13 protein-coding genes, 1 tRNA gene and 1 pseudogene are annotated in these 20,132 nt (G+C 56.0%); 6 read left to right on the top strand and 9 right to left on the bottom strand.

The annotated features are described in order from the left end of the window. Complete coding sequence (locus RIE53_03985) at positions 1-2,211, bottom strand: DUF5916 domain-containing protein (GenBank protein MEQ9103834.1); 2,211 nt, start codon at positions 2,209-2,211, stop codon at positions 1-3. Positions 2,212-2,369: 158 nt separating this feature from the next. Between RIE53_03985 and RIE53_03980 the strand changes: the two genes are divergently transcribed. Further along, a tRNA-Leu gene (locus RIE53_03980) sits at positions 2,370-2,454 on the top strand. Positions 2,455-2,931: 477 nt separating this feature from the next. Here the strand turns inward: RIE53_03980 and RIE53_03975 are convergent. Beyond that, positions 2,932-3,186: a hypothetical protein gene (locus RIE53_03975; protein ID MEQ9103833.1), complete on the bottom strand. Its 255-nt coding sequence runs from the start codon at positions 3,184-3,186 to the stop codon at positions 2,932-2,934. Between the two features lie 16 nt (positions 3,187-3,202). Next, entirely contained in the window at positions 3,203-3,652 is a 450-nt protein-coding gene (locus RIE53_03970; protein ID MEQ9103832.1) for a hypothetical protein, read from the bottom strand. A gap of 573 nt (positions 3,653-4,225) precedes the next feature. Between RIE53_03970 and RIE53_03965 the strand changes: the two genes are divergently transcribed. Beyond that, positions 4,226-5,698: a protein kinase gene (locus tag RIE53_03965; protein ID MEQ9103831.1), complete on the top strand. Its 1,473-nt coding sequence runs from the start codon at positions 4,226-4,228 to the stop codon at positions 5,696-5,698. Positions 5,699-5,881: 183 nt separating this feature from the next. Here the strand turns inward: RIE53_03965 and RIE53_03960 are convergent, their stop codons facing one another. Both RIE53_03960 and RIE53_03955 read right to left on the bottom strand, forming a co-directional pair. Further along, positions 5,882-6,232, bottom strand: coding sequence for a hypothetical protein (locus RIE53_03960; protein ID MEQ9103830.1), 351 nt, complete (start codon positions 6,230-6,232; stop codon positions 5,882-5,884). Positions 6,233-6,652: 420 nt separating this feature from the next. Further along, positions 6,653-8,110, bottom strand: a complete 1,458-nt coding sequence (locus tag RIE53_03955) for a hypothetical protein (protein ID MEQ9103829.1) — start codon at positions 8,108-8,110, stop codon at positions 6,653-6,655. A gap of 377 nt (positions 8,111-8,487) precedes the next feature. Here RIE53_03955 and RIE53_03950 point away from each other — a divergent pair. Beyond that, positions 8,488-9,640: pseudogene (locus tag RIE53_03950) on the top strand (IS3 family transposase). Positions 9,641-9,695: 55 nt separating this feature from the next. On the opposite strand, the gene RIE53_03945 reads toward RIE53_03950, so the two are convergent. The 3 genes from RIE53_03945 to RIE53_03935 form a co-directional block, all read right to left on the bottom strand. Further along, entirely contained in the window at positions 9,696-12,101 is a 2,406-nt protein-coding gene (locus RIE53_03945; protein MEQ9103828.1) for an ABC transporter permease, read from the bottom strand. Between the two features lie 165 nt (positions 12,102-12,266). Beyond that, positions 12,267-13,553 carry a site-specific integrase gene (locus tag RIE53_03940; protein ID MEQ9103827.1) on the bottom strand — a complete coding sequence of 429 codons (1,287 nt, stop codon included), beginning with the start codon at positions 13,551-13,553 and terminating at the stop codon, positions 12,267-12,269. A gap of 311 nt (positions 13,554-13,864) precedes the next feature. After that, the gene (locus tag RIE53_03935; protein ID MEQ9103826.1) at positions 13,865-14,389 is read right to left on the bottom strand and encodes a GreA/GreB family elongation factor; all 525 of its coding nucleotides are present in this window, start codon (positions 14,387-14,389) and stop codon (positions 13,865-13,867) included. 100 nt (positions 14,390-14,489) lie between these two features. Here RIE53_03935 and RIE53_03930 point away from each other — a divergent pair, with 100 nt between their 5' ends. The 3 genes from RIE53_03930 (at position 14,490) to RIE53_03920 (ending at position 18,612) form a co-directional block, all read left to right on the top strand. Then, positions 14,490-14,840, top strand: coding sequence for a helix-turn-helix transcriptional regulator (locus tag RIE53_03930; GenBank protein ID MEQ9103825.1), 351 nt, complete (start codon positions 14,490-14,492; stop codon positions 14,838-14,840). 44 nt (positions 14,841-14,884) lie between these two features. Further along, positions 14,885-17,584: an FtsX-like permease family protein gene (locus tag RIE53_03925; protein MEQ9103824.1), complete on the top strand. Its 2,700-nt coding sequence runs from the start codon at positions 14,885-14,887 to the stop codon at positions 17,582-17,584. Between the two features lie 131 nt (positions 17,585-17,715). Next, positions 17,716-18,612 (top strand): universal stress protein, encoded by an 897-nt coding sequence (locus RIE53_03920; GenBank protein MEQ9103823.1) that lies wholly within the window; start codon positions 17,716-17,718, stop codon positions 18,610-18,612. On the opposite strand, the gene RIE53_03915 is transcribed toward RIE53_03920, so the two are convergent. Further along, positions 18,590-20,086 (bottom strand): MFS transporter, encoded by a 1,497-nt coding sequence (locus tag RIE53_03915; GenBank protein MEQ9103822.1) that lies wholly within the window; start codon positions 20,084-20,086, stop codon positions 18,590-18,592. The genes RIE53_03920 and RIE53_03915 overlap by 23 nt on opposite strands. Positions 20,087-20,132: the final 46 nt, after the last annotated feature.

Here is a 20,132-nt window from a genome sequence, read left to right as displayed (position 1 = left end):
CTACAGCATGATCAAATACGTCACCTTGGCCACGCCGATGATATCGTTCATCAGCAGCTCCGCACGGGGATCGAACAGGTTCTCGTTGTCCCCGGGCACGTGATATGAGGTGTTGAACACCACGAACAAATCGGATCCGGGCGTGTGGATCCAGTTGATGCGGATGTTCGCGTTGATGTCGCGTGAGAAGTTGTCGGTCTGGATGAGCGCCTTCATGAACAACTTGCGGCTGATGCTGGCCAGCACGTCGACCGATGCGGTGAGTGCGCTGAATTCCCCGTTGGGAATGGGCAGGTCAATACCCGACCGACTCAGGCGACCTTCCAGGGTCAAGTGCTTGGATTGACGCCAGCCGCCACTCACGGTCCAATCGGTGCGCGTGCCGCTGAAGAAATCGCCCGTTTCGAACCGGAGGGAAGCCGAAATGACGCGTCCCGGATCGGCGGTGATGGATGCCCCAATCCGGTTGAATGTGTAGTCACCGGCCACGATTTCCGCATCGGGCCGGATGAAGAACGACGACTCCAGCCGCTCGAACTGCCGACTGCCGGAAATCGTGAAACTGTCCCGCTGGCGGAGCTGGAACGTCACGGAAGGGTCGATTTCCCACGTCTGCTTCTCGCCATCCTGCCCCGTGATGTTGATGCCCATGACGTGTCCCGTGATCTGGCGGAACGGACCGTTGTCAAAGAACGGGGAGTACGTGACCGTCGAAATGGCCTCCCGCATGTCGCGGCGCCGGACGAAACCGAGTCCCGGGTTATAGTTCTCACCAACGCTGGTATAGTCGAGGCTGGCGCCATAAACAGCATTCCGGAGGCTGACTCCGACGTGTCCAGCCGCATCCTCGAATGCCGGATTGCTGTCCTTGACGGTCGTGTACCAGGCTTCGAAGCTGCTCCGGCTCCAGAACCGGATCTGCGTATCGACGCCGAGAGCGCGGTTCCACGCGCCATTCCGGTCGAGATTCGTGAAGATGGCGCCGGCGGTAGCGCGGGGACCGACCGTCGTACGGACACGTGCCACGGAATTGTTGGCTGAACGGGTCCCGAGGAGCTCATCCATGCCATCGCCGGTTTCGATGTTGAGCAGCCCCACGGAAAACCGACCGATCTGACCGGTCATACGCGCGCCGGCAAGGATGTCTTCCGACAGTCCAATGCGTCGGGAAAAGAACGTCTGTGTGCGGCGGGACGATCCGTGCTCGAAGAGTCCGGATCGCTCCAGGAAGAACTCACGCTTCTCCGGGAAAAACAGGCTGAACCGGGTCAGGTTGAGCTGGGTGTTGTCCGCTTCCACCTGGGCAAAATCCGTGTTCACGGTCAGGTCCAGCGTGATGTTGGATGTGATGCCGTACTTCATGTCGACACCCATGTCCCGCGTGAGGTCCGATTCCGTGTCCTTGAACGCCAGGTCCGGACGGACATTCTGCGCCCCGGTGATCACGTAGGGTTTGATCTCGATGTTTTTGCCACGCCGGATGTTCTTGAGGCCGGTCAATCGGCCATAGCGGGATACGGTCCGGATGTCATCCGAATAGCCCGAGCCGTAGGTCAGCGGAATGAGGGGCCAGTTGAGCGTTTCGTTCTTCCGGTTGATTTTCCGGCGGAGGAACAGGCCGAAGTCCAGGTCATCCCCGTCCGGGAAGCGGAGTTGGCGGAAGGGAATGGATACTTCCATGGTCCACCCGGTTTCGTCGATGACCGTCTCACTGCGGAATACGGCATCCCAACTGTACGCGTCGAGCGAAAGGGATTCGTCCGAAATCATGGCATCGTCCTGCGTACCGAGTGCGTTCATTTCGAAGAGGTACGCATTCCGGCCGTCCAGGAAGGTGTCCAGGCCGATGTAGGCGTGGTCATCCCGGTCATTACGGCCGCCGCGCTCCATGTTCTTGGCGCGGATGAGGTGGGGCTCGCGGTCCGAGAACTTGAAGGCGAAGTAGAGATGGTCCCGATCGTAGGCGACTTTGGCCCACGTCTCCTCGGTAGGGGCTGCTCCTTCCTCGGGCCAGCGCTGGACGAAATCCGATACGATGGGGACGGCGTCCCAGACTACGTCGTCCAGATTGCCGTCAATACGGGGTGCGTCGTCGAGGAACGTAGCCTGTATGGACGGACGGTCTGCCGGTGGGGCAGAGGATGACTGTGCAAAGGCAGATGTGGCTAGTGCCACAAGGCACAGGAAGACCGGCAGAAAACGTCGCGTCATGGAGTTCGGCATTGTAGGTTCAGGGTAAGGACGCCCCGAAAGTAGGGACCACCGTGTAAATGTGCGCGAAATCCTGCACGGTCAAGGAGAGGTGAAATTGGTGTCAGGCGTTGACCGCAGTTGCTGCAACCCGTAATATTCCGTTCTTCGCCTTACCGGCCCTGGTGGCGGAACTGGTAGACGCGCTAGATTCAGGTTCTAGTGAGCATTACGCTCGTGGAGGTTCGAGTCCTCTCCAGGGCACAAGGGAGAGTGTTTTAAGTCGTTGTTATGTAACGACTTAGGATGCTCTCCCTTTTTCGTTGTGAAGGATGTGGTAAAGGATTAATTCTGCTTCCGTTTGGGTCCGGGCGCAATTTCCAGATCGTTCGTTCTGGACCGTGAGTGAATGATATTCGGAAAGAGAGAACCCGTTTTTGCCGGGCGAGGCACAGGAGGGGGCATGGTGCAGAGGGGGAGGGCTGATTTTCAGCTGGTTCTGGAGACCTCGGAAAGTCGTGGTTTCTTACCAATCGAACCGTAATGAAATTGTCGCGCGCCCATCGGAGAGGTTTGGTTCGGAGAATATTTTTGATCTGGCTGGCTTCTAGTATTTGAGAGAGGAGAGCTTATCCGGATTCATGGTCGAGGCTATAGTTACCACAATGCATTCCCCTGCGGAGGACATCACATTACTGAGCAGGTCCAGGGCGTTTGCAAATGGCTCAGACTCCCCCAAATTCACACTCCCCATTGAAATACATTTGCACACCCGTCCCCGATTATGTCATGCAGTGAATCCTCAAAGTTCTGCCAGTCCACTGGTTGAGGGCGTTCTTGATTATGATAAAGCTGTCGTGACATGAATGAAGAAAGTGAGTCAAGTGCACGTTCTGCACGAATATCATCATCTTCGGCAATCGCATGTAATGCGAGACCGATACTCGACTGGACTTGGGCTTCAATGTCTTCCACATACCAACTCGTGGCATTCATGGCGCCTCTGACACTTCTATTTTGGTATCTCGTGCTTGCCGTCCACCGTGATCCACGTGTAGGTGTTGGGCTCATCATCATACTTGCCCTCCTTCTTTTCGCGTTTGACCCTGCTTAGGAGGCCCTCGTATAGTCCCGTTTCCCAATGAATCTCATGCTTCTCTTCCTGCCCCTTCACAGGTAGTCCGAGCGCTGCTTGAGCCGTCTTCATTGTCTTTCGTTCCACGCCAACCATGGCCATGATGAGCGACCTGTCGACTCCGCCAGGCGTCTCGAGGTCGCCCAATACACCCATCAGATCTCTCATCCCGTACGCAATGGTCTTCTGGTCCTCAAAGTCGTAGTACAGCGCCAGTCCGCTGGATACAACTCTTCCTTGATCTCCAAACCTCTTTCGCGCCTCTTTCAATCCAGAATCAAAGTCGGTTGCACTTCGACCCGCGTATTGAGAGGGGATCTTGGACACGAACAGGATGATCTGTGCCGTCAGGTCCGACAGTTCCTGAGCAACGCTGGACATCTTGTCCAATCGAAAGCGCTGAACGGCGTCAGAGTGACTTTGTCGCGCTTGCCATTGAGCGATTGCCCAGCCGCCGGCCAGGCCAAGGGCTCCTGAGAGTAGGGCGATTGCGAGAGGGTTCATTGTCGGCTACGGTTCTATATTTCCACAGGTCTCTTGATCGTCTCGTTCATTCGCTCAAGCGGATAAATCGCAGCTATAACCCACTTCACCTCGAGCAGCAGCCCGCGCTCCCAATCTTGCCCTGCTTCCTACTTGAACTCCATTGAATATTTCCTTCTGCTTTGCGTGAATCACCTCCGAGACTAAGATCGGTCTTTTTGGAAGTGTACACTAAATTGGAGTAGAAGCCGCTTCCACGCGTCGTCTCAAGGTAAGCTACAGTACCTTTGGCGTTCTGCAGGAACGCTCAAAGCGAAAACTGCACATATTCCAGCAGTTCCAGACCGACTACTTTCGTACGTGATTGATTGTTTTCAGCAATGAAAAGTTGTTTTCATTTGGATTCCAAGGAAAGTGATGCACATCGAGGAAAGTGAAATACAGCCACCCTATGTGATCGGCAATTGGAGACTCGTCGAGCTACTCGGCAGAGGTGGACAGGCCGAGGCTTTTCGTGCCGAAAGCTCAGACGGGAATTCAAACTTCGTCTTGAAGCTGGCCCGACCATGGAGTCCTGACGGAAAGGCTAGTTCTGAAACCCAACAACGTCTTCGCTTTGAGTCGGAAATCAGAATCGTAAAGGAATTAGTTCATGCCGGATGTCCGCGAATTGGTCAGATTTTGGCTGACGGGGTGGTGGACGTAGCTGGGGCCGAGCTACCATATTACGTGATGCCACTATTTGGAGGTAGAGACCTAGGTGACCCAGAACGCCTAGAGCGCTTGCGTGGAAACGTGGATGTATGTCTCGAAATCTGCTATAGACTCGCTGAAACGCTCGAATTCATTCATGGTCTGGGGCATGTGCACAGAGATGTACACCCAGGGAACGTGCTGTTTTCCACGATCAATTCTGACGAGCCTTTTTTGGTAGACTTTGGGCTCGCATACAGTCGCGACGATAGCAGAGGCATTATCACGTCGAAGGGTGAGGCTATTGGTGCTTGGCAGTTTAGGCCGGAAGAGTTTTCGTCAGTCGGACGAGACGCGTACAAAGGTTCAGAAAAAGGCGACGTTCACATGTTGGGTATGGTTCTGTATTGGATACTCAGCGGAGGAGACTATGTTGATGTTGTTCGACTCCAATCCGGCGAGTGGGGTCATGAGTCTGAGAGCAAGCATCTTGGTCAGTACACAGACGACCCACGTATTGCTGTATTGAACAAGGCGTTACAGTTTGTCTTTATAGCTGCCGAGCAACGCATTGATGCACATTCTCTCAAAGTCATCATTGGTCAAATAATAGAGATGAGCGTACCTGAACACAGCAAACCGGAAGAAGTAAGAATTGAGTCTGTCAAGGAAGTCGAGAACGCACTCGCAGAATTCAGAGCAAGGAACGCGGTATACAAAGCCAGAGAGACTGAGGCGCAAGCTCTCCGAGAGGCACACGACCGGTTTTACGGAGTAGATAGGATGGTTAACACGGCAGATCAAGGAGGGTTATCGTACTCCTTCCACGTCGGCAAAGGAGATGGACTTGCAGACTTTTCCGAGTCGGTGTCTAATAAGGGCAGTATCCCGGATGTTGGTTCGTCTCCGGATAGTTTGGTGTTCAAGGCATCATTGACAGTCACCGCGATTGAGGAGCGCAGTTTAGTAGGTTCTATGAACTCATACTACTGGTTATGGCTTCGACCTGATGGACAAGAAACTCTGTTTGTGTTTCGCCGAGAAAATGAAAATCGACCAAAGTCATTTATCTGCGACGTGCTGTCAGAAACTGTTCGAAATAGTCCGGAAACGGTTGAGTTGCTACAGGCGGATGTTCGAGGTGAAATGGGACGGCTAACCTCGATTTACGCACAATACCTGCGGTCGATAGCTTAAATGTCACCGCTGATTAAATGACTCGCGGATCGAGTGTCTCCAGACGAGAGTAAAACTCGTTCCGGCCACACTCCTCTCTGGGTGATCTGACCCCATACGAATTCACCGCAGAATACCACCGCAACACGCCCGATTCTCTACTTCTGACTGGGTGAATTAACGGGGGGAGCTCACTTCAAATTGCTAACTGATCCAACTCCCCCGAATGCTGATCGACTTGACGGCATCATTCTCGAAAGAAACATCCCAATTCCCACCGTCTCCTGCAAGAGGCCCAGCCTGGCAGCCAAAGCCGATTCTAAAGTCTGATTCAGTTGAATTGTAGATTGAAATACTAAAACCGAATTCGTCACCAGTGTAAAATATCTCATCTAATGTGAGTCCCTGGTCTAAATCACTGCAAATAATATCGACCGCGAGTATGCCCGGGTCGTTAACAAGAGCGGCGCGAAGGAATGCGCCTAGCCGGTTGTCAGAGATTATCTCGCGTGCATCGATGATCTCTAGTTCTCTTGTGGTCGGATGAGATTTCATTGGGGAAGGTCAACTGTTAGACGAAATACAAGGAGCAAAAGAGCATGAACGGAAGGTTATCTGCCATCATCCCATCAGGAGAATGCCCGTCCATCAAGGAGTTCTGAGACGTTTTGCAGGAGATCGAGAAGATTGAGGGACTTGTACTTAACTCAACCGTCCACCGAATCGGGGTAGAACCCGGAGGGCATGGGACAGAGGGGGGTGGGTCGTTTTCACCTGGCTCTGGAGACCTCAGAGAGTAGCCGTTCTTTTGATGTGATAAGCTATATGCAATTTCCGGAAATGCATGAACACGTTGCTTCTGAGTCGTTTGCTTGAGGTTCTTTTTGACCAATTCGTGTAGACCCTTTCCAGCAGGAGACAGTAGCGGAGATTCTGCCAAAGGCTGCGGCAGTGGAGATGCCTCTGTCGATGCCCCTACATGAAATACCTGAATTGATACGTACCATTTGAGATCGAGGGAAACCGTTTAAGCACATCAGCCAGTGCGTCAGAATATGCTAGAGTCACTGGGAGGCGATCATACAGACCGTCATTATTCCAGTTCATTTTGGTCAGCCCAAGGGTTGCCCTGCACGTCTCGTCCCACGATCCGTGACCCGCGTATCGACGGAGCATGAGAGGTCTAGGAATGCCCTTACCCTCCTTGTAGAAATCGCGGCCTCGTGCAGCCTCGGGTACATTTCCCTGGGTCCAGAGCAGAGCGTCCCGCCCGGACAACGTGACGAACGACCCCCGTCGACATGGAAAACTAGCGGCATGCCCTTTGTTGCCTTTCGTAGGCTCCTCAATTAGAACGCCTTTCCAAGAAGCGCTCTTCACGACTTGAATGAGATCAACCTCACCGGCCGACCTAAAGGCGTCGAAACAGCCCTTGATCTCTTCTGGTTTAAATTCGGTCGTTTTGTGTACAACGATCCGCTTCGGGCATCTTCCGCCGTGGCGGAGTTGGTACAGGCTCAGGCTCCTCGCCATGACCCGCATCATTTCGTTTCTGGATAAGTAGGGATTCCGCCGCTCGATGTGAACTCCTGTCTCGTTAGTGTCATACGTTAAGAACTCCAGCCCGGCCCCGTCGGAGTCAAAAACCTGGCTACAACAGGTGATGAAACGTGCTCCTTCTGAATTCCTCGGCCTTACAGAATAGCTGAGCCCAATGAATGCGGTCTCGGGAGCCGACCCCGCCAGTTTCCACGGGACGCCTCCTGCCTTGCAATAAAGGGCTATTCCAAGTCTCCACATGACGCTTGCCCGACATCTGTATGTCAGGGCGCTCTCTTCTTGGATAATCTGCGTGGGCACGTTGAGTTGGGCAGCCACCGCCTTTACATGGTCGTGAAGGTCGAAATCGTCACCCTTCGGCCCATAAAAACCTGACTCCCACCTGTCCGGGAGATAAATCAATAGAACGTCACACTCCTGCCGACCACTGTTCCAGATTGCCTTAACGGCCTTAGTTATCTCCTCTGCTAGAACTAAATGCGGTTTCTCCGCGTCTGCGATCCGGCTATCAAGGTCTTCGGGAAGTTGAATCCACGTAGACGAGGCGGCTGGGACGACTCGGACTCCAAAGACGTTGGCGAAGCCGGGAAAGGGTGGCAGATACTTCTGCCTTTCTTGTGGCTGCTGGGTGGACTCTAATTCCTTAAGGAGGTGGCTAATCACTCCGCGCGTGTCGTGAGGTACCACTAGCCCAACTCGGATGGGATCTATGACGCTATTGATGAGCGCGCGGCTGTAAGGGCCGAATCGAAGCAGCCCTCTCAAAGGATGAATGTCTGTGTCCCCGCTCCTCTCTGGGTGGAAAAGCAGCTCCGGTTCTTGAAGGATCCCGTGAGCCGGAAGCGCGAATGCCTGCGTGGTGCTCTCACTCATGCTGCTCGGTGACTATATGCAGTGACAGAACCGATAGTGAACACTGCGTCAACACCATCGCCGATCGAGAACGCCTGGATCCTGATTTGGCTACGGCCCCCGCAGAGTATGAAGGCCCAGCCGTAGATTAGGTCGTTGAAATGGCTGTTGTAGAGCTTGGCAAGCTTCTCGCGCCTGAACTCTTTTGCCCGATCAGGTAAAGGAGAGTCATCGGAGGAGTCGAACCACAGCGTCGGATTTATTAAGAGCCACAGCCTGTCGCTCTTGTAGTCAAGCCTAATTTCAGCGGCGTGCGCCCATTTCAATTTCGTATCGGGTTCTACCCCGATTTGGTGGACACTTCCAAAAAGACCGATCTTATTCGGTGGAGGTACACCATGCGTACGAGAAAGACATACTCGAAGGAGTACAAGGAGGAAGCGGTCAAGCTGGTCCGGAATACGGGATCTACCATTGCTGAGATTGCCAGTGATCTGGGCCTGAACCCGTCCAATCTGGCCCGATGGTGCCGTGAGTTTGATTCGGATCCGAAGAAAGCCTTTCCTGGCAAAGGATCGGCTCGTGACGAAGAAATGGCGGCGCTCAAGCGTGAGCTGAAGCGTGTCAAACAGGAGCGGGACTTTTTAAAAAAAGCGGCCGCGTTCTTCGCGAGCGAATCCACGTAAGGTTTAAGGCGATTGCTCGGTTCTCTGATGACTATCCCGTCGGGCTCATGTGCCGTTGTCTGAATGTGTCGAGGAGCGGTTATTACGCTTGGAAAGGGCGTGAACCGTCGCCACGAGCGATTGAGAACGATGCCCTTTTGCAGGAAATCCGTTCGTTGCATGAGCAGAGTGACGGTGTATGGGGCAGCGGCCGGATATTGGATGAACTGATACAGGCTGGCATGGCATGTGGACAGAATCGAGTGGCTCGTCTCATGCGCGTTGATGGATTGCGGGGAATCCCGCAGCGTCGCCGCTGGGGCCAAAAGCCAAGCGGAGACCGTCCTGACGGCGTCATGAATCACCTGAGTCGCGAGTTCCACAGCGACGAGCCAAACCGAAAGTGGGTGATAGACATTACGTACATCAGGACGCAGGAAGGATGGCTTTACTTGGCGTGTGTGCTGGACTTGTTCAAGAAAAACGTGGTCGGTTGGTCCATGAGCGCCGTCCAGGACACGCACTTGGTCCTACAGGCCGTTCTAATGGCCATCAGACAGCGTCCAGATGGCGTACAGACCATTCTCCACTCCGACAGGGGGACCCAGTTCACCAGCCGAGAATACCAGGCGTTCCTGCGGGACCACAACCTCATATCGAGCATGAGTGCCGTAGGAAGCTGTGCGGACAACGCCGCAGCGGAAGGGTTCTTCGGAATGCTGAAGAGAGAACGTGTGAACCGTCGGAATTACCGGACGCGGGACGAGGCCAGAAGCGATATCTTTGACTACATAGAGCGGATCTACAACCCGACGCGACGCCGGGACGGATCCGTATTGAACGGAGTGAAATACTCTTAACTCAAGTGTCTACGGAATCGGGGTAGAACCCCTCTGACAACAATTGATCAACACTTACGGATAGTCGAACACCGGGTCGTCTCAATGGTCGTTAAGCACCTGAACGATCGACTGGTGCCCGATCTGAATGAACACAAAAAGTGACACAACACCTACCATTGCCGTCCCTACCACCATCGATGTGGCAATACTGGATATCATTTCGGCGTGTTGGTAAGCGTATTGGGACAGCCATTCCTTGCCGAGATAGACGCCAGGAATGAGACCCAGGACCGTGGCCACGGAGAAAATGGCTATATCCACTCGAACTGCTTCCAGCAACAGACCCTCTCGCGTGGCTCCCAGAATCCATCGGATGGATAGTTCTCTGTCTCTCGAACGCACATCTGTCGCCAGCACCGCAAACTGGGCGACAACACCGTAAAGCATCGCCAAAAGGGAAAATGCGAGGAGCATTGAGATGATTCTGGTTGAATCGGCTGTGCTATCGGATATGACATCCGATAGAGGATGGGTCGTGACAGTGGACGCGTTACCGTAACGTTGTGCGATCGACCGGACCATCGCTTCCACTTCGGCTTGCGAGGCATCTCTGTTCATGCGGAGGAGCACATCACTGAACGCATACCCACGAACGATAACCAAAGCCACTGGGGGAATTTCTTCGGTGAGGGGTTCGACATGAAAGTCTCCAATCGTTGCCACAATTTCATACGACTTCGATTGCTCATTTGTCAGCGGAGATAGTCCAATCAGACGATTGCCAATCACGCTTCCTGCTTCGTCAAGTAGGCGAACCGCCGACTCATTTACAACGATCGCACTTTTCTCGTTGCTTATCGAGGCGTCGTCAATGCGTCCTCCGATAATGTCGAGTCCCAACGCTTCGAAGTAATCGATATCAACGAATGCAACGCGTAGGCGATGCTTCGAGGTCGTTTCAGCGTTTTCATAGGAATATTCGATACTGGAATTGAACCGACCGGGAATGGCCGAGACCACGCTGGCAGCAGCGACATGATCGTCAGCCCGTAAGCTCTCGGTGAAGCCTTCAATCTGGTCGCGAAGCGGAGCCGTATTACTGACGACAAACGTCTTTTCGGTCTCCAACCCCCAGTCATGGTGATCAACGAACAGAGATTGTGACATCACGATGACAGATAGGACGACTACAGCGGACGTAAGGAAATACAAAACAAAAACAAGACCTCTCCGCATCAAGGGCATACGAAGGCGTGGACGTCTTGCCATCAGGTAGTCAATGGGAGAGATCGATTTGACTCCTGAATACGAATAGGAAGCTGCAAGGATGGTGGCAATAATGCAGTAAAAGAGCACAGCAGCCGCGTTACTCGCTGATAGCACCTGACGCACTCCATACTCAAGTTGAAACAGATCTCGGAGTGTCGAGAATGAAATCACGACCATGAGGGCTGCAATACCTGCGGATACCACAAAAACGCCCAACAACGGGACGTAGATAGAAAGAAATTCGGCAAACGGATTCGCTCCGCATAATTTTCTGATGAACAGCTCCATTCGTCTTCGCTGGGTACTTCCAAACGCGAACAAGCATGAAACGAGGAGGCTCATCAGAAGAACAGCGAACCCTACAGCGCCGAGGGTAAACAAAATGTCAGAATCTACCTTGCTGGCATAATCGCGATCGTATTGAGGCCCAGTACGGATGTCGCTTACCGATTGAAGCGAGTAACGGAAATAGTTGTCTTTCGAAAAATCGGCAAACGAGAGGCCATATGCTGTTTCTACGGCGAGCGCAAGCTCGGGGGATACGATGGCGTTGATGTCATCGACGATACCCGATATGTCAGCAGTGACGCCGGACTGTTCCAACGTCACGTATGTAATCACGTTGTTTGCGACCCAGTTGTTCTGACTCGCAAATGGGACTTCAACGGACGGTAGCAGACCGTCGAACAAAAGGTTGGACTCGCGTGGCGGCGTTCGAATGACGGCTCCCACTTCGTACGTGGCGAAACCTCCAAACTGTAGCGATTTGCCGACCGCATCGGATGTCCCGAAATATTTCTGTGCTGTTTCTTCGGTAAGCACAAGGAAGCCCGGCGTTTCCAGGCTCTGGACGGCGTCGCCTTCCAGCGTTGAAATGCTCAACAGGTGGATGAAAGACGGATCCACGTAGAAGAAATCATCACCGAAGAACTTCTCCTCGCCAACCGACACTGTTACGTCTGTTGGCGGAGATACCACTCGTGTTGCTGATTTGACAGCAGCAGCCTTTTCTTCGAGCAGACGCGCCATTGGCGCAGGCGACATCGGGCCCTCAAGGGATTGGCCGCCAATTTTGCCGTCCAGTACAACCCGATATACAGACTCTCCCAAATAATCGTCAAATGACAATTCCCACCGGACGTGATTCAGAAGGAGGCCTGCACATGCCAGGCCAATCGAGAATAACAGAATCAAGACCAAGCTGTCGGTACGGCGGCGTCCTCTTGGGATCATCATGGCGATTCTGATTTCTGTTTTCGGTCGATGGCGTGACAGAACCAAGGGCTCGTGCTGGAAAATAGTAGCACGTAGCAGTTGACGGTGTCAATCGAATTGGAAATACCCCCTCAAGCTGTCCTAAAAAGAGCTATGACACTCCTTCTGGACGATGAAAGCACCTTGCTAGGGCGTGGATGGCTCTCCGCGCTTCCCTCTACCGGGCGCGGGCGCAACATTTTGTATCCTTCGGCCCGGAAACATGTTTGCAATCTCTCTTACTGCTTCGATATCCCAGGGCTGCAGGTAACGCTCTGTGACACTGACGTTACTGTGCCCGAGCATTTTCGAAATGTTGTACACCGGGATGTTGCGGCGGCGGGCTAGGTCTGCAAAGCTATGTCGAGCCATGTGGAAGGTTACAGTTGCATGGACACCTTTCTGCTCGGCAACGACTTTCAGTGCACGGTTCACCGAGGAGTTGCGTGATCCGGTCGCCTTCATTTCCAAGACAGACGTCGACAGGTCATATCCGTCAAGGAATGGAAACAGAAAACCATCTCGTATCTGGCCATCAATCCGGGGAAGTCTCACTCTGGCTGGATCCGGAATAGGTACCCTTTTATTGGCCCCAGTCTTCGACACCTTGAATGAGAGCATCATGCCCAGATCAGGGTCAGAAATGATATTGTCTGAAGTAAGCCTACATAGATCGCCGAACCTTACACCGCCACAGTAGAACGAAAATGCGAATGCAGCTATTGCCAGGTCCTGAAATTCGGTTTGGCCGCCGGCTGACAACATTGCCCTGAGCTCATCAGGGGTTAGAAAGCGTTTCTCAGCGACCTTGTCACTGATTTTGATATGAGCGAAGGGGTTAAGATGATCTTTTGTGTGTCCATCTCGCTCAGCTATCGAGTACATGGCCTTAAGGGCTCTCAGGTTGCTCGAGACGGTCGAGTTCTTATTTCCTAGCTCCTTTACCAGGTGCGCCTCGAAGCGGCGCAGAAGGGCAGGAGAGAGCTCTGAGATGGGTAGGACGTTTTTGCCTAAAAAGCGAACGAATTTGCGGAGTATCGAATCATATCTCTTGGCCGAATGGACTTTGTTCATGTCCGTCAGTTGGGCAATACGGCTTCGACACAACTGGATGAAGTCAGCATCTCGAGTAGGTCTTCCTTGCGTCACACGTTCCTTGATCAGCGCCGGTGTCACAAAGACACCTTCTGCTTCCAGCTCATATGCCGCTGATTTGTGGGCGAATACGTGCTGTTCGATGATGGAATTGATATCGGAAGAATGAGGGTGTTTTGCGCGCACCGTTTTCCTCTCAATGTGCCAGTGTGTTTCGGATACGTGTATGCCGGTTCCATGGTAGCCGGTCTGGCCGCCAGCTTCTATTCGAATGCGAATCGCATGCTGACCGTCCTTGTTCGAGCGATACGTCCACAATACAGGGGTAATCGTTGCCATGCCAATCTTGTGAAGGATTATGTAAAGGATGATAATCGATATCAGCGTAAAGTGCACATGGCAAATGCGGCTCTAAAACGGCTATTATTATCTATAATTGCGAAACAAGGGTCTCATGCAGGTTAAGTTGTGCCCCTCTCCAGGGCACATCCTTCGGGATACACGGAACGCCGATTTTCCTCCGGGAGAATCGGCGTTTTTCGTGGTGGCCACCGTCGGCGCCGAAGTCGTCGTCACGGTGTGTGCCCTTCGCCCCAAGTCGTTGGTGGCGTTGGCATTGTGTAATATACAGCTAATATATCAGCTGGATATCACGCGTCGTCGTACGAAATCCCCACGATCCGGAAGGAACGATTCCCGTGTTCCGGGGCCAACTTCACGGTATGGCCGACCCGGGCACCCGTCAAGGCTCTGGCAATCGGGGCCGTGAATGCAATGCGTTCCGGAGTGTGTCCGGACTCGTCGACACCCACAATCCGGATGTCCTGCTCCTTGCCTTCCATGGGCCCGTCCAGGAATGCCACACGGACGCGGGCTCCGAAGCGGACTTCTTCGGTCGGTTGGGTGGCGGGTTCAATCACGCGGGCGCTGGACAGGCGCTCACCCAGCAAACGGAGCTTTCCGTTGATGATCGTGAGTTGACGGATCCGGTCATGGTTCTGCTTGTCGCCGCTGGACAAGGCCGCTTTCTCCGCGTCCAGTGCCGCCTGCTCGTCCTCCAGGAGTTGCCGGCCGAACGGTGTGACGTAGTTGATGGCCCCGGGCGGGAGAGGAGCCCGCGGAGGGATCATGACCTCCCCGACGTCGGCGTCTTCATTGGTAAATGCACGGCTCATGCTCCAAGGTACGCACCGTGCAACCCGGTGGTCCCGGTACCGTAGAGCATCCACATGTAGATCATCAACACTACACGTTTCATCAACGCGTGCCACCACCATGCCTGCAAAAGCCCTGACCGGCGCATCGGCCCAGACCATCGTGCTGTCCATCCTCGAGGATGGAGAAACCTACGGATACCATATCATCCGGCGCGTCGAACAACTCTCGGACGGGGAGGTCACCTGGGTGGCCGGTTCGCTCTATCCGCTGCTTCATCGCATGAAAACCAGTGGACTCGTGACGTCCCGCTGGGTGCAGCCGGAGGGGGAGCGGCGGCGCCGCTATTACGCCATCACGCCCAAGGGGCGGAAGAAGTTGGAAGCCGAACAGGCGGAATGGATGTCGGTCCACACCATCCTGGCCCGGCTCTGGGGTCTCCAGCCCGGCCTGAGCCCTGTCCAATCCTGAACGAGAATCCGATCAGTCCCGCCCAATCCTGACCACAAACCATCATGAACAAACCATTTGATCTTGAGGGCGCGCTCCGCACCTGGCGTGCGTTCCTCTCGAGCGATACGTCCCTTTCCGCCGATGATCTGGACGAATTGGTATCCCATGTCCGGGACGAGGTCGACAGGCGTGTCGCGGAAGGCAAGGGGCTCGAGGACGCGTACCGGGCGGCTGTGGCGTCGGTGGGTACGCTCAATGAGCTGAGCGCCGGATATCGTTCCGTGAAGTGGGCCAAATTGCAGGATGAGAAAGGGATGGCCGGAGGCCTGCGTGTCCTGTCGGCGCTCTGGGCGTCGAATATCCGGACCAGTTCCCGTCATCTGCTTCGGAGCCCCGGATATGCCGCCGTGAATGTACTCGGTCTCTCACTCGGGCTGGCAGCCTGCCTGCTGGTGTCGCTGTTCGTCCTGGAAGAACGGTCCTTCGACCGGTTCCACACCCAGGCGGACCGGCTGTACCGGGTATACACTATCCAGGAGCGCCCCGACCGGGTGGATCGGCAATCGGGGATGTCGCTGCCTGTGGGCCCGGCCGTCCAGGAGGGGGCGGCCGGCGTGGAACACGCCGTCCGGATCCTGGACGGCCCGGCCTTCCTGACGACGGATGCCGGTACGTTCAGCCAGGAAATCCTGTACACGGATCCCGGCTTCTTCAGCGCATTCTCGTTCGAGTTGTTGCAGGGGCAGGCGGACCGCGTACTCGCCGACCCGGGCAGTATTGTCCTGACCGGGGAGACGGCGGCGCGCCTGTTCGGTGATGCAAACCCGGTGGGCCAACTGGTGCGCGTAAAATCCGGAGCGACGGAGTCGGATTTCGTGGTGTCGGGCGTGGTCCGGTCGGTCCCCTCGAACTCCACGATTGATTTCGAAGCGGTTGCACGGATGGAGAATCATCCGACGTGGATCACGGACGGTCAGAATCCCGATTCCTTCAACCACGAACTGTATGTCCTGTTGGAAGCGGGCGTACCGCTCGATCAGGCGAGGGCTAAGATCAATCGTACGGGTCGTACGGTGTTGTCCGGGTATTCCTCCTATCTGAACAGTCAGATGGGATATGACCAGGTGGAGGGTACAGCGCTGACCCTGGGATTGCAGCCTCTTGTCGACATGCATCTGGACGAATCCCTGCCGTCCAACCGGTCCGGGAATCCCGTGGCCCTGCTCGTCCTTTCTTTTGTGGCCCTTGCGGTTCTTGGCAGCGGGATCATCAATTTCGTGAACCTGGCCATCGGACGGGCATCCGGGCGGACGCGGGAAATCGGCATCCGCCAGGCCATCGGGGCGGCCCGAAAGGACATCGGCAACCAGTTCTGGGCGGAGACCGGGCTTCTGTGTGCTGCGGCGCTGCTGGTGGGTGTGGGATTGACGGCATGGATCCTGCCGGGATTCAACGGATTCCTGCGGCGCGATCTCAGCCTGGATCTGCTGGGCAGTTTCCGGACATGGGGCCTGATGGCGTCGCTGTTGCTTGGTACCTCGCTTGTGGCCGGACTGTGGCCATCCTGGATCCTCACACGCCTGGATCCGGTGGTTGCGCTGAAAGGGGGGACCATGAGTGGACGTACGTCCCTGACCGGCCGCATCCTGGTGATTGTGCAGTTCAGCGTGGTGGTCCTGTTTGCCGTAACGCTCGTCACCATGACTCGTCAACTGCAATTGCTCCACGCAGCGAATCCGGGATTCGACGAAGAGCAGGTGGTGGCCATACCGGTGTCCATGGGCCTCCCTGAGAACGAGCAGAGGGCATTCATGGAACGGGTACGCGTCATTCCCGGTGTCGCCCACGTGGCGTCGGCGTCCCTGGGTTTGGGCGATTCACGGGCAGGCGGACGGTCGACGTCCATTCGCACGTTCAACACGAACGGCGTGGAAATTGCGGCTCATCTCATGGATACCGACCCCGAATTCGTGGCTGCATTGGGTCTGGAATTGGTTGAGGGAAGGGCCTTTTCGGGCCTGGACTCCGACCGGAGGGGGATCCTGGTGAACGAACGGCTTTTCGAGCGCATCCGCGGACACGTTTCCGTTGGAGAACCCCTGACGGATTTCGAGCCCGAACCGGAGGACGCGCCGATCATCCTGGGGGTGGTCAAGGATTTCCACTTCCAGTCGCTCAGGGATGAGATGAAACCGCTCATCATCACGTCCGGCATGGGCTTCACCCGCATGCGGATCTACATCCGGGTCATTCCGGACGACGTCCTGGAAACGCTCGCCGCCATCGAAGCCGTCTGGCGGGATACCTGGCCGGACGTGCCGTACATGGGCTCGTTCCTGGATGAGGATGTGGACCGGCAATATCTCCAGGAGACCCGGCAAATCCAGCTCGCGGGCGGGGCCATGGGAGTCGCCGTCATCATTGCCTGTTTCGGTCTTCTGGGACTTGCCGTTCAGTCCACGACGCGCCGACGCAAGGAAATCGGCGTCAGGCGGGTACTCGGCGCATCGGTGGGCGGGCTCGTAATGCATCTTTCCAAAGAGTACCTCATGCTGGTCGGGATAGCGATTGTCATCGTATCGCCCCTGGCATGGTTGGCCATGTCGGCCTGGTTGGACCAATTCGCGTACCGGACAGCGCTTGGGCCGGGCATTTTCCTGGTCGCCGGACTCGGCGTTGCAACGTTGGCTTGGTTGGCCGTGGGTTGGAATACCATCCGGGCGGCACGGGCGAATCCGGTATCCTCATTGCGGAGCGAGTGACAGGCGGAGGTTGACGGGGTATCGCCCACACGCGAAACCGGGAATATCCCGGCATCCGAGGGCCGGGAGTACTTGCATGGGGCGGGGCATCCGCTCCGTATGGTACAGGTGAATCATCCGGAGGTATCGCCATGAAAACCACGCTTCTTGTTCCCACTGATTTCTCTGACAATGCCAAGCAGGCCTTGGAATGGGCGTACTGGATGGCCGAACACATGGATGCCCGCATCCGGCTGCTCCATGTGGCCGAATTGCAGACCGTCGCCATTCCGGAAATGCCGGCCGACATGTTCGATGAGGAAGAATCGAACGCCTTGGCCGCGGCGAAAGACGTGATCCGCGAACTGGGCATGGACGCCGACCGGATTGATATTGAAGTGACATCGGCCAACCTCTACCGGCCTCCTGCGCGCGTCATTCAGGAAGTGGCGCTGCGGATAGGGGTCCGGATGATCGTCATGGGTACGCACGGACGACGGGGCCTGCGCCGGTTGCTGCTGGGCAGTGTTACGGAAGAGGTTGTGCGCCATGCCGCCAGCCCGGTTCTGGTCGTGCCGCTTTCGAAGAAGCCTTTCTCGAAGGCCCCGGTGTCGCGGCTGTTCGTGCCGCTGGATTTTTCCGGCAGTACGGAGGTCTTGGTTGAAGAGGCCGGGACGATGGCGCGGGTGTTCGGCGCGAAGGTGGACCTGTTCCACGCGGTGGACATGCCGTATTTGCCGTATGTCGGTCTGGCCAATGATCCGCTGAAGGACATCGAAAAACGGGCGCTCAACGCGGCCGGGGAGGAGCTTCAGGAACTTGCCGCCGCGCTCCATGAGGACGGACTGGAGGTCGAGGTCCACAAACGGACCGGACCGGCCGGTAATACCATCCTGGAGGCCGCGCGGGACAACGATGCCGACCTGATCGTGATGGCGTCGCACGGTCGCCACGGTCTGGACCGGATGCTGCTCGGCAGCGTCACGGAAAAAGTCCTGCGCGGCGCGGAATGCCCCGTGCTGGTCGTCAGGACTCCACCCGAATCATGAGCAGGGCGGCGATGAGGAACGAGGCTCCGCCCGTAATGAGGACCATGATGGATGCTCCGCCAAAGACATGATCCAGGAGGGCACCGTAGATGGTGGAAGCCATGATCTGCGGCAGCACGATGAAGAAGTTGAAGATGCCCATGTAGATGCCGAATTTGCCGCTGGGAAGGGCATCCGTCAGGATGGCATAAGGCATGGCCAGAATACTGGCCCAGGCCATGCCGACGCCGATCATGGAAATGAGCACGGCCTCGGGGCCCGGCATGAAATACACACTCATGAGACCGAGGCCGCCCGCCGTAAGGCCAACGATGTGCGTGCGTGACCGGCCTATCCGGCGCGCCAGTACGGGTAGTGCAAATGCGAAGAGGGCCGCCACGCCGTTGTAGGCCCCGAACAGCACGCCGACCCAGTCTGCTCCGTCATTGTAGGCCTGACTGGTGGTATCGAACGCCTGGTAGATGTGACTGGTGATGGCCGGGGTCATGTAGATGAACATGGAGAACAGGCCGAACCACGAAAAGAACTGGACCCACGCGAGTTTCCGCATGGTCGGGGGCATCTGGAACAGGTCACTGAAGACCTCCACGAGTCCGCCGGTGTTGCCGGCGCGCGTGCGGGCGGCGACGAACCACAGCAGGAGGGCGAACACCATGAGGCCTACGCCCAGGATGTAGAGTTCCTTTTCCAGGGCGCCGGACAGGTACACCAGCCCCGTCAGGAGCGCGCCGCCAATGAACCAGCGCGGGGCGAGGCGGCTGTATCGATCGGCAGGCAGGAGGTCGTGGGATGGTGCTCGTGGCGTGGCGTCGGCGGCATCGAATGCAGCCATCTCCTCCGGCGAATACTCCTTCACGCGGAAGACGGTCCACGCCACGGCACCCAGGAAGACCGCGCCGCCGGCGTAGAACGCATACATCACCGATGGCGGGATTTCTCCGGACGCCGCGGTGTTCGGAACGCCGAGCCAATTGGTGAGCATCCACGGAAAAAGCGATGCCACGACCGACCCGGTCCCGATGAAGAAACTCTGCATGGCGAATCCCATGGTGCGCTGCTCGCTGGGCAACATGTCGCCGACGAAAGCCCGGAACGGCTCCATGGACACGTTGATCGACGCATCCAGGATCCAGAGCAACCCGGCGGCCATCCACAGGGCCGACGAATTCGGCATGGCAATCAGGGACAGGGAAGCCAGGATGGCCCCCACCAGGAAGTAGGGACGTCGCCGGCCGAACCGGCCCCATGTCCGGTCGCTCATGTGGCCGATGATGGGCTGCACGATAAGGCCGGTCACGGGCGCCGCAATCCACAGGATGGCTATGCTGTCCACCTCCGCTCCCAGCGTCTGGAAAATCCGGCTCAGGTTGGCCAATTGAAGGCCCCAGCCGAATTGGATGCCGAGGAAGCCGAAACTGATGTTCCAGATCTGCCAGAACGACAGATGAGGCTTGGTCTGGGAAGGAATGGACATGAGCGCGACTTGTTTAATCTGCGGTAATATCCGGCCTCGTATGTTC

The sequence above is a fragment of the Rhodothermales bacterium genome, assembly GCA_040221055.1.
Lineage (GTDB): Bacteria > Bacteroidota > Rhodothermia > Rhodothermales > UBA10348 > 1-14-0-65-60-17.
Note: the sequence above shows the minus strand (reverse complement) of the source record. Positions and strands in the feature narration are given on the sequence as shown.

What these genes read in the sequence shown, in the direction of transcription:
- RIE53_03930 (MEQ9103825.1), top strand. Translation starts at nt 14,490, where the DNA reads ATGCCTGCAAAAGCCCTGACCGGCGCATCGGCCCAGACCATCGTGCTG.
- RIE53_03975 (MEQ9103833.1), bottom strand. Translation starts at nt 3,186, where the DNA reads ATGAATGCCACGAGTTGGTATGTGGAAGACATTGAAGCCCAAGTCCAG.
- RIE53_03940 (MEQ9103827.1), bottom strand. Translation starts at nt 13,553, where the DNA reads ATGGCAACGATTACCCCTGTATTGTGGACGTATCGCTCGAACAAGGAC.
- RIE53_03960 (MEQ9103830.1), bottom strand. Translation starts at nt 6,232, where the DNA reads ATGAAATCTCATCCGACCACAAGAGAACTAGAGATCATCGATGCACGC.
- RIE53_03965 (MEQ9103831.1), top strand. Translation starts at nt 4,226, where the DNA reads ATGCACATCGAGGAAAGTGAAATACAGCCACCCTATGTGATCGGCAAT.
- RIE53_03985 (MEQ9103834.1), bottom strand. Translation starts at nt 2,211, where the DNA reads ATGACGCGACGTTTTCTGCCGGTCTTCCTGTGCCTTGTGGCACTAGCC.
- RIE53_03955 (MEQ9103829.1), bottom strand. Translation starts at nt 8,110, where the DNA reads ATGAGTGAGAGCACCACGCAGGCATTCGCGCTTCCGGCTCACGGGATC.
- RIE53_03920 (MEQ9103823.1), top strand. Translation starts at nt 17,716, where the DNA reads ATGAAAACCACGCTTCTTGTTCCCACTGATTTCTCTGACAATGCCAAG.
- RIE53_03945 (MEQ9103828.1), bottom strand. Translation starts at nt 12,101, where the DNA reads ATGATGATCCCAAGAGGACGCCGCCGTACCGACAGCTTGGTCTTGATT.
- RIE53_03915 (MEQ9103822.1), bottom strand. Translation starts at nt 20,086, where the DNA reads ATGTCCATTCCTTCCCAGACCAAGCCTCATCTGTCGTTCTGGCAGATC.
- RIE53_03925 (MEQ9103824.1), top strand. Translation starts at nt 14,885, where the DNA reads ATGAACAAACCATTTGATCTTGAGGGCGCGCTCCGCACCTGGCGTGCG.
- RIE53_03935 (MEQ9103826.1), bottom strand. Translation starts at nt 14,389, where the DNA reads ATGAGCCGTGCATTTACCAATGAAGACGCCGACGTCGGGGAGGTCATG.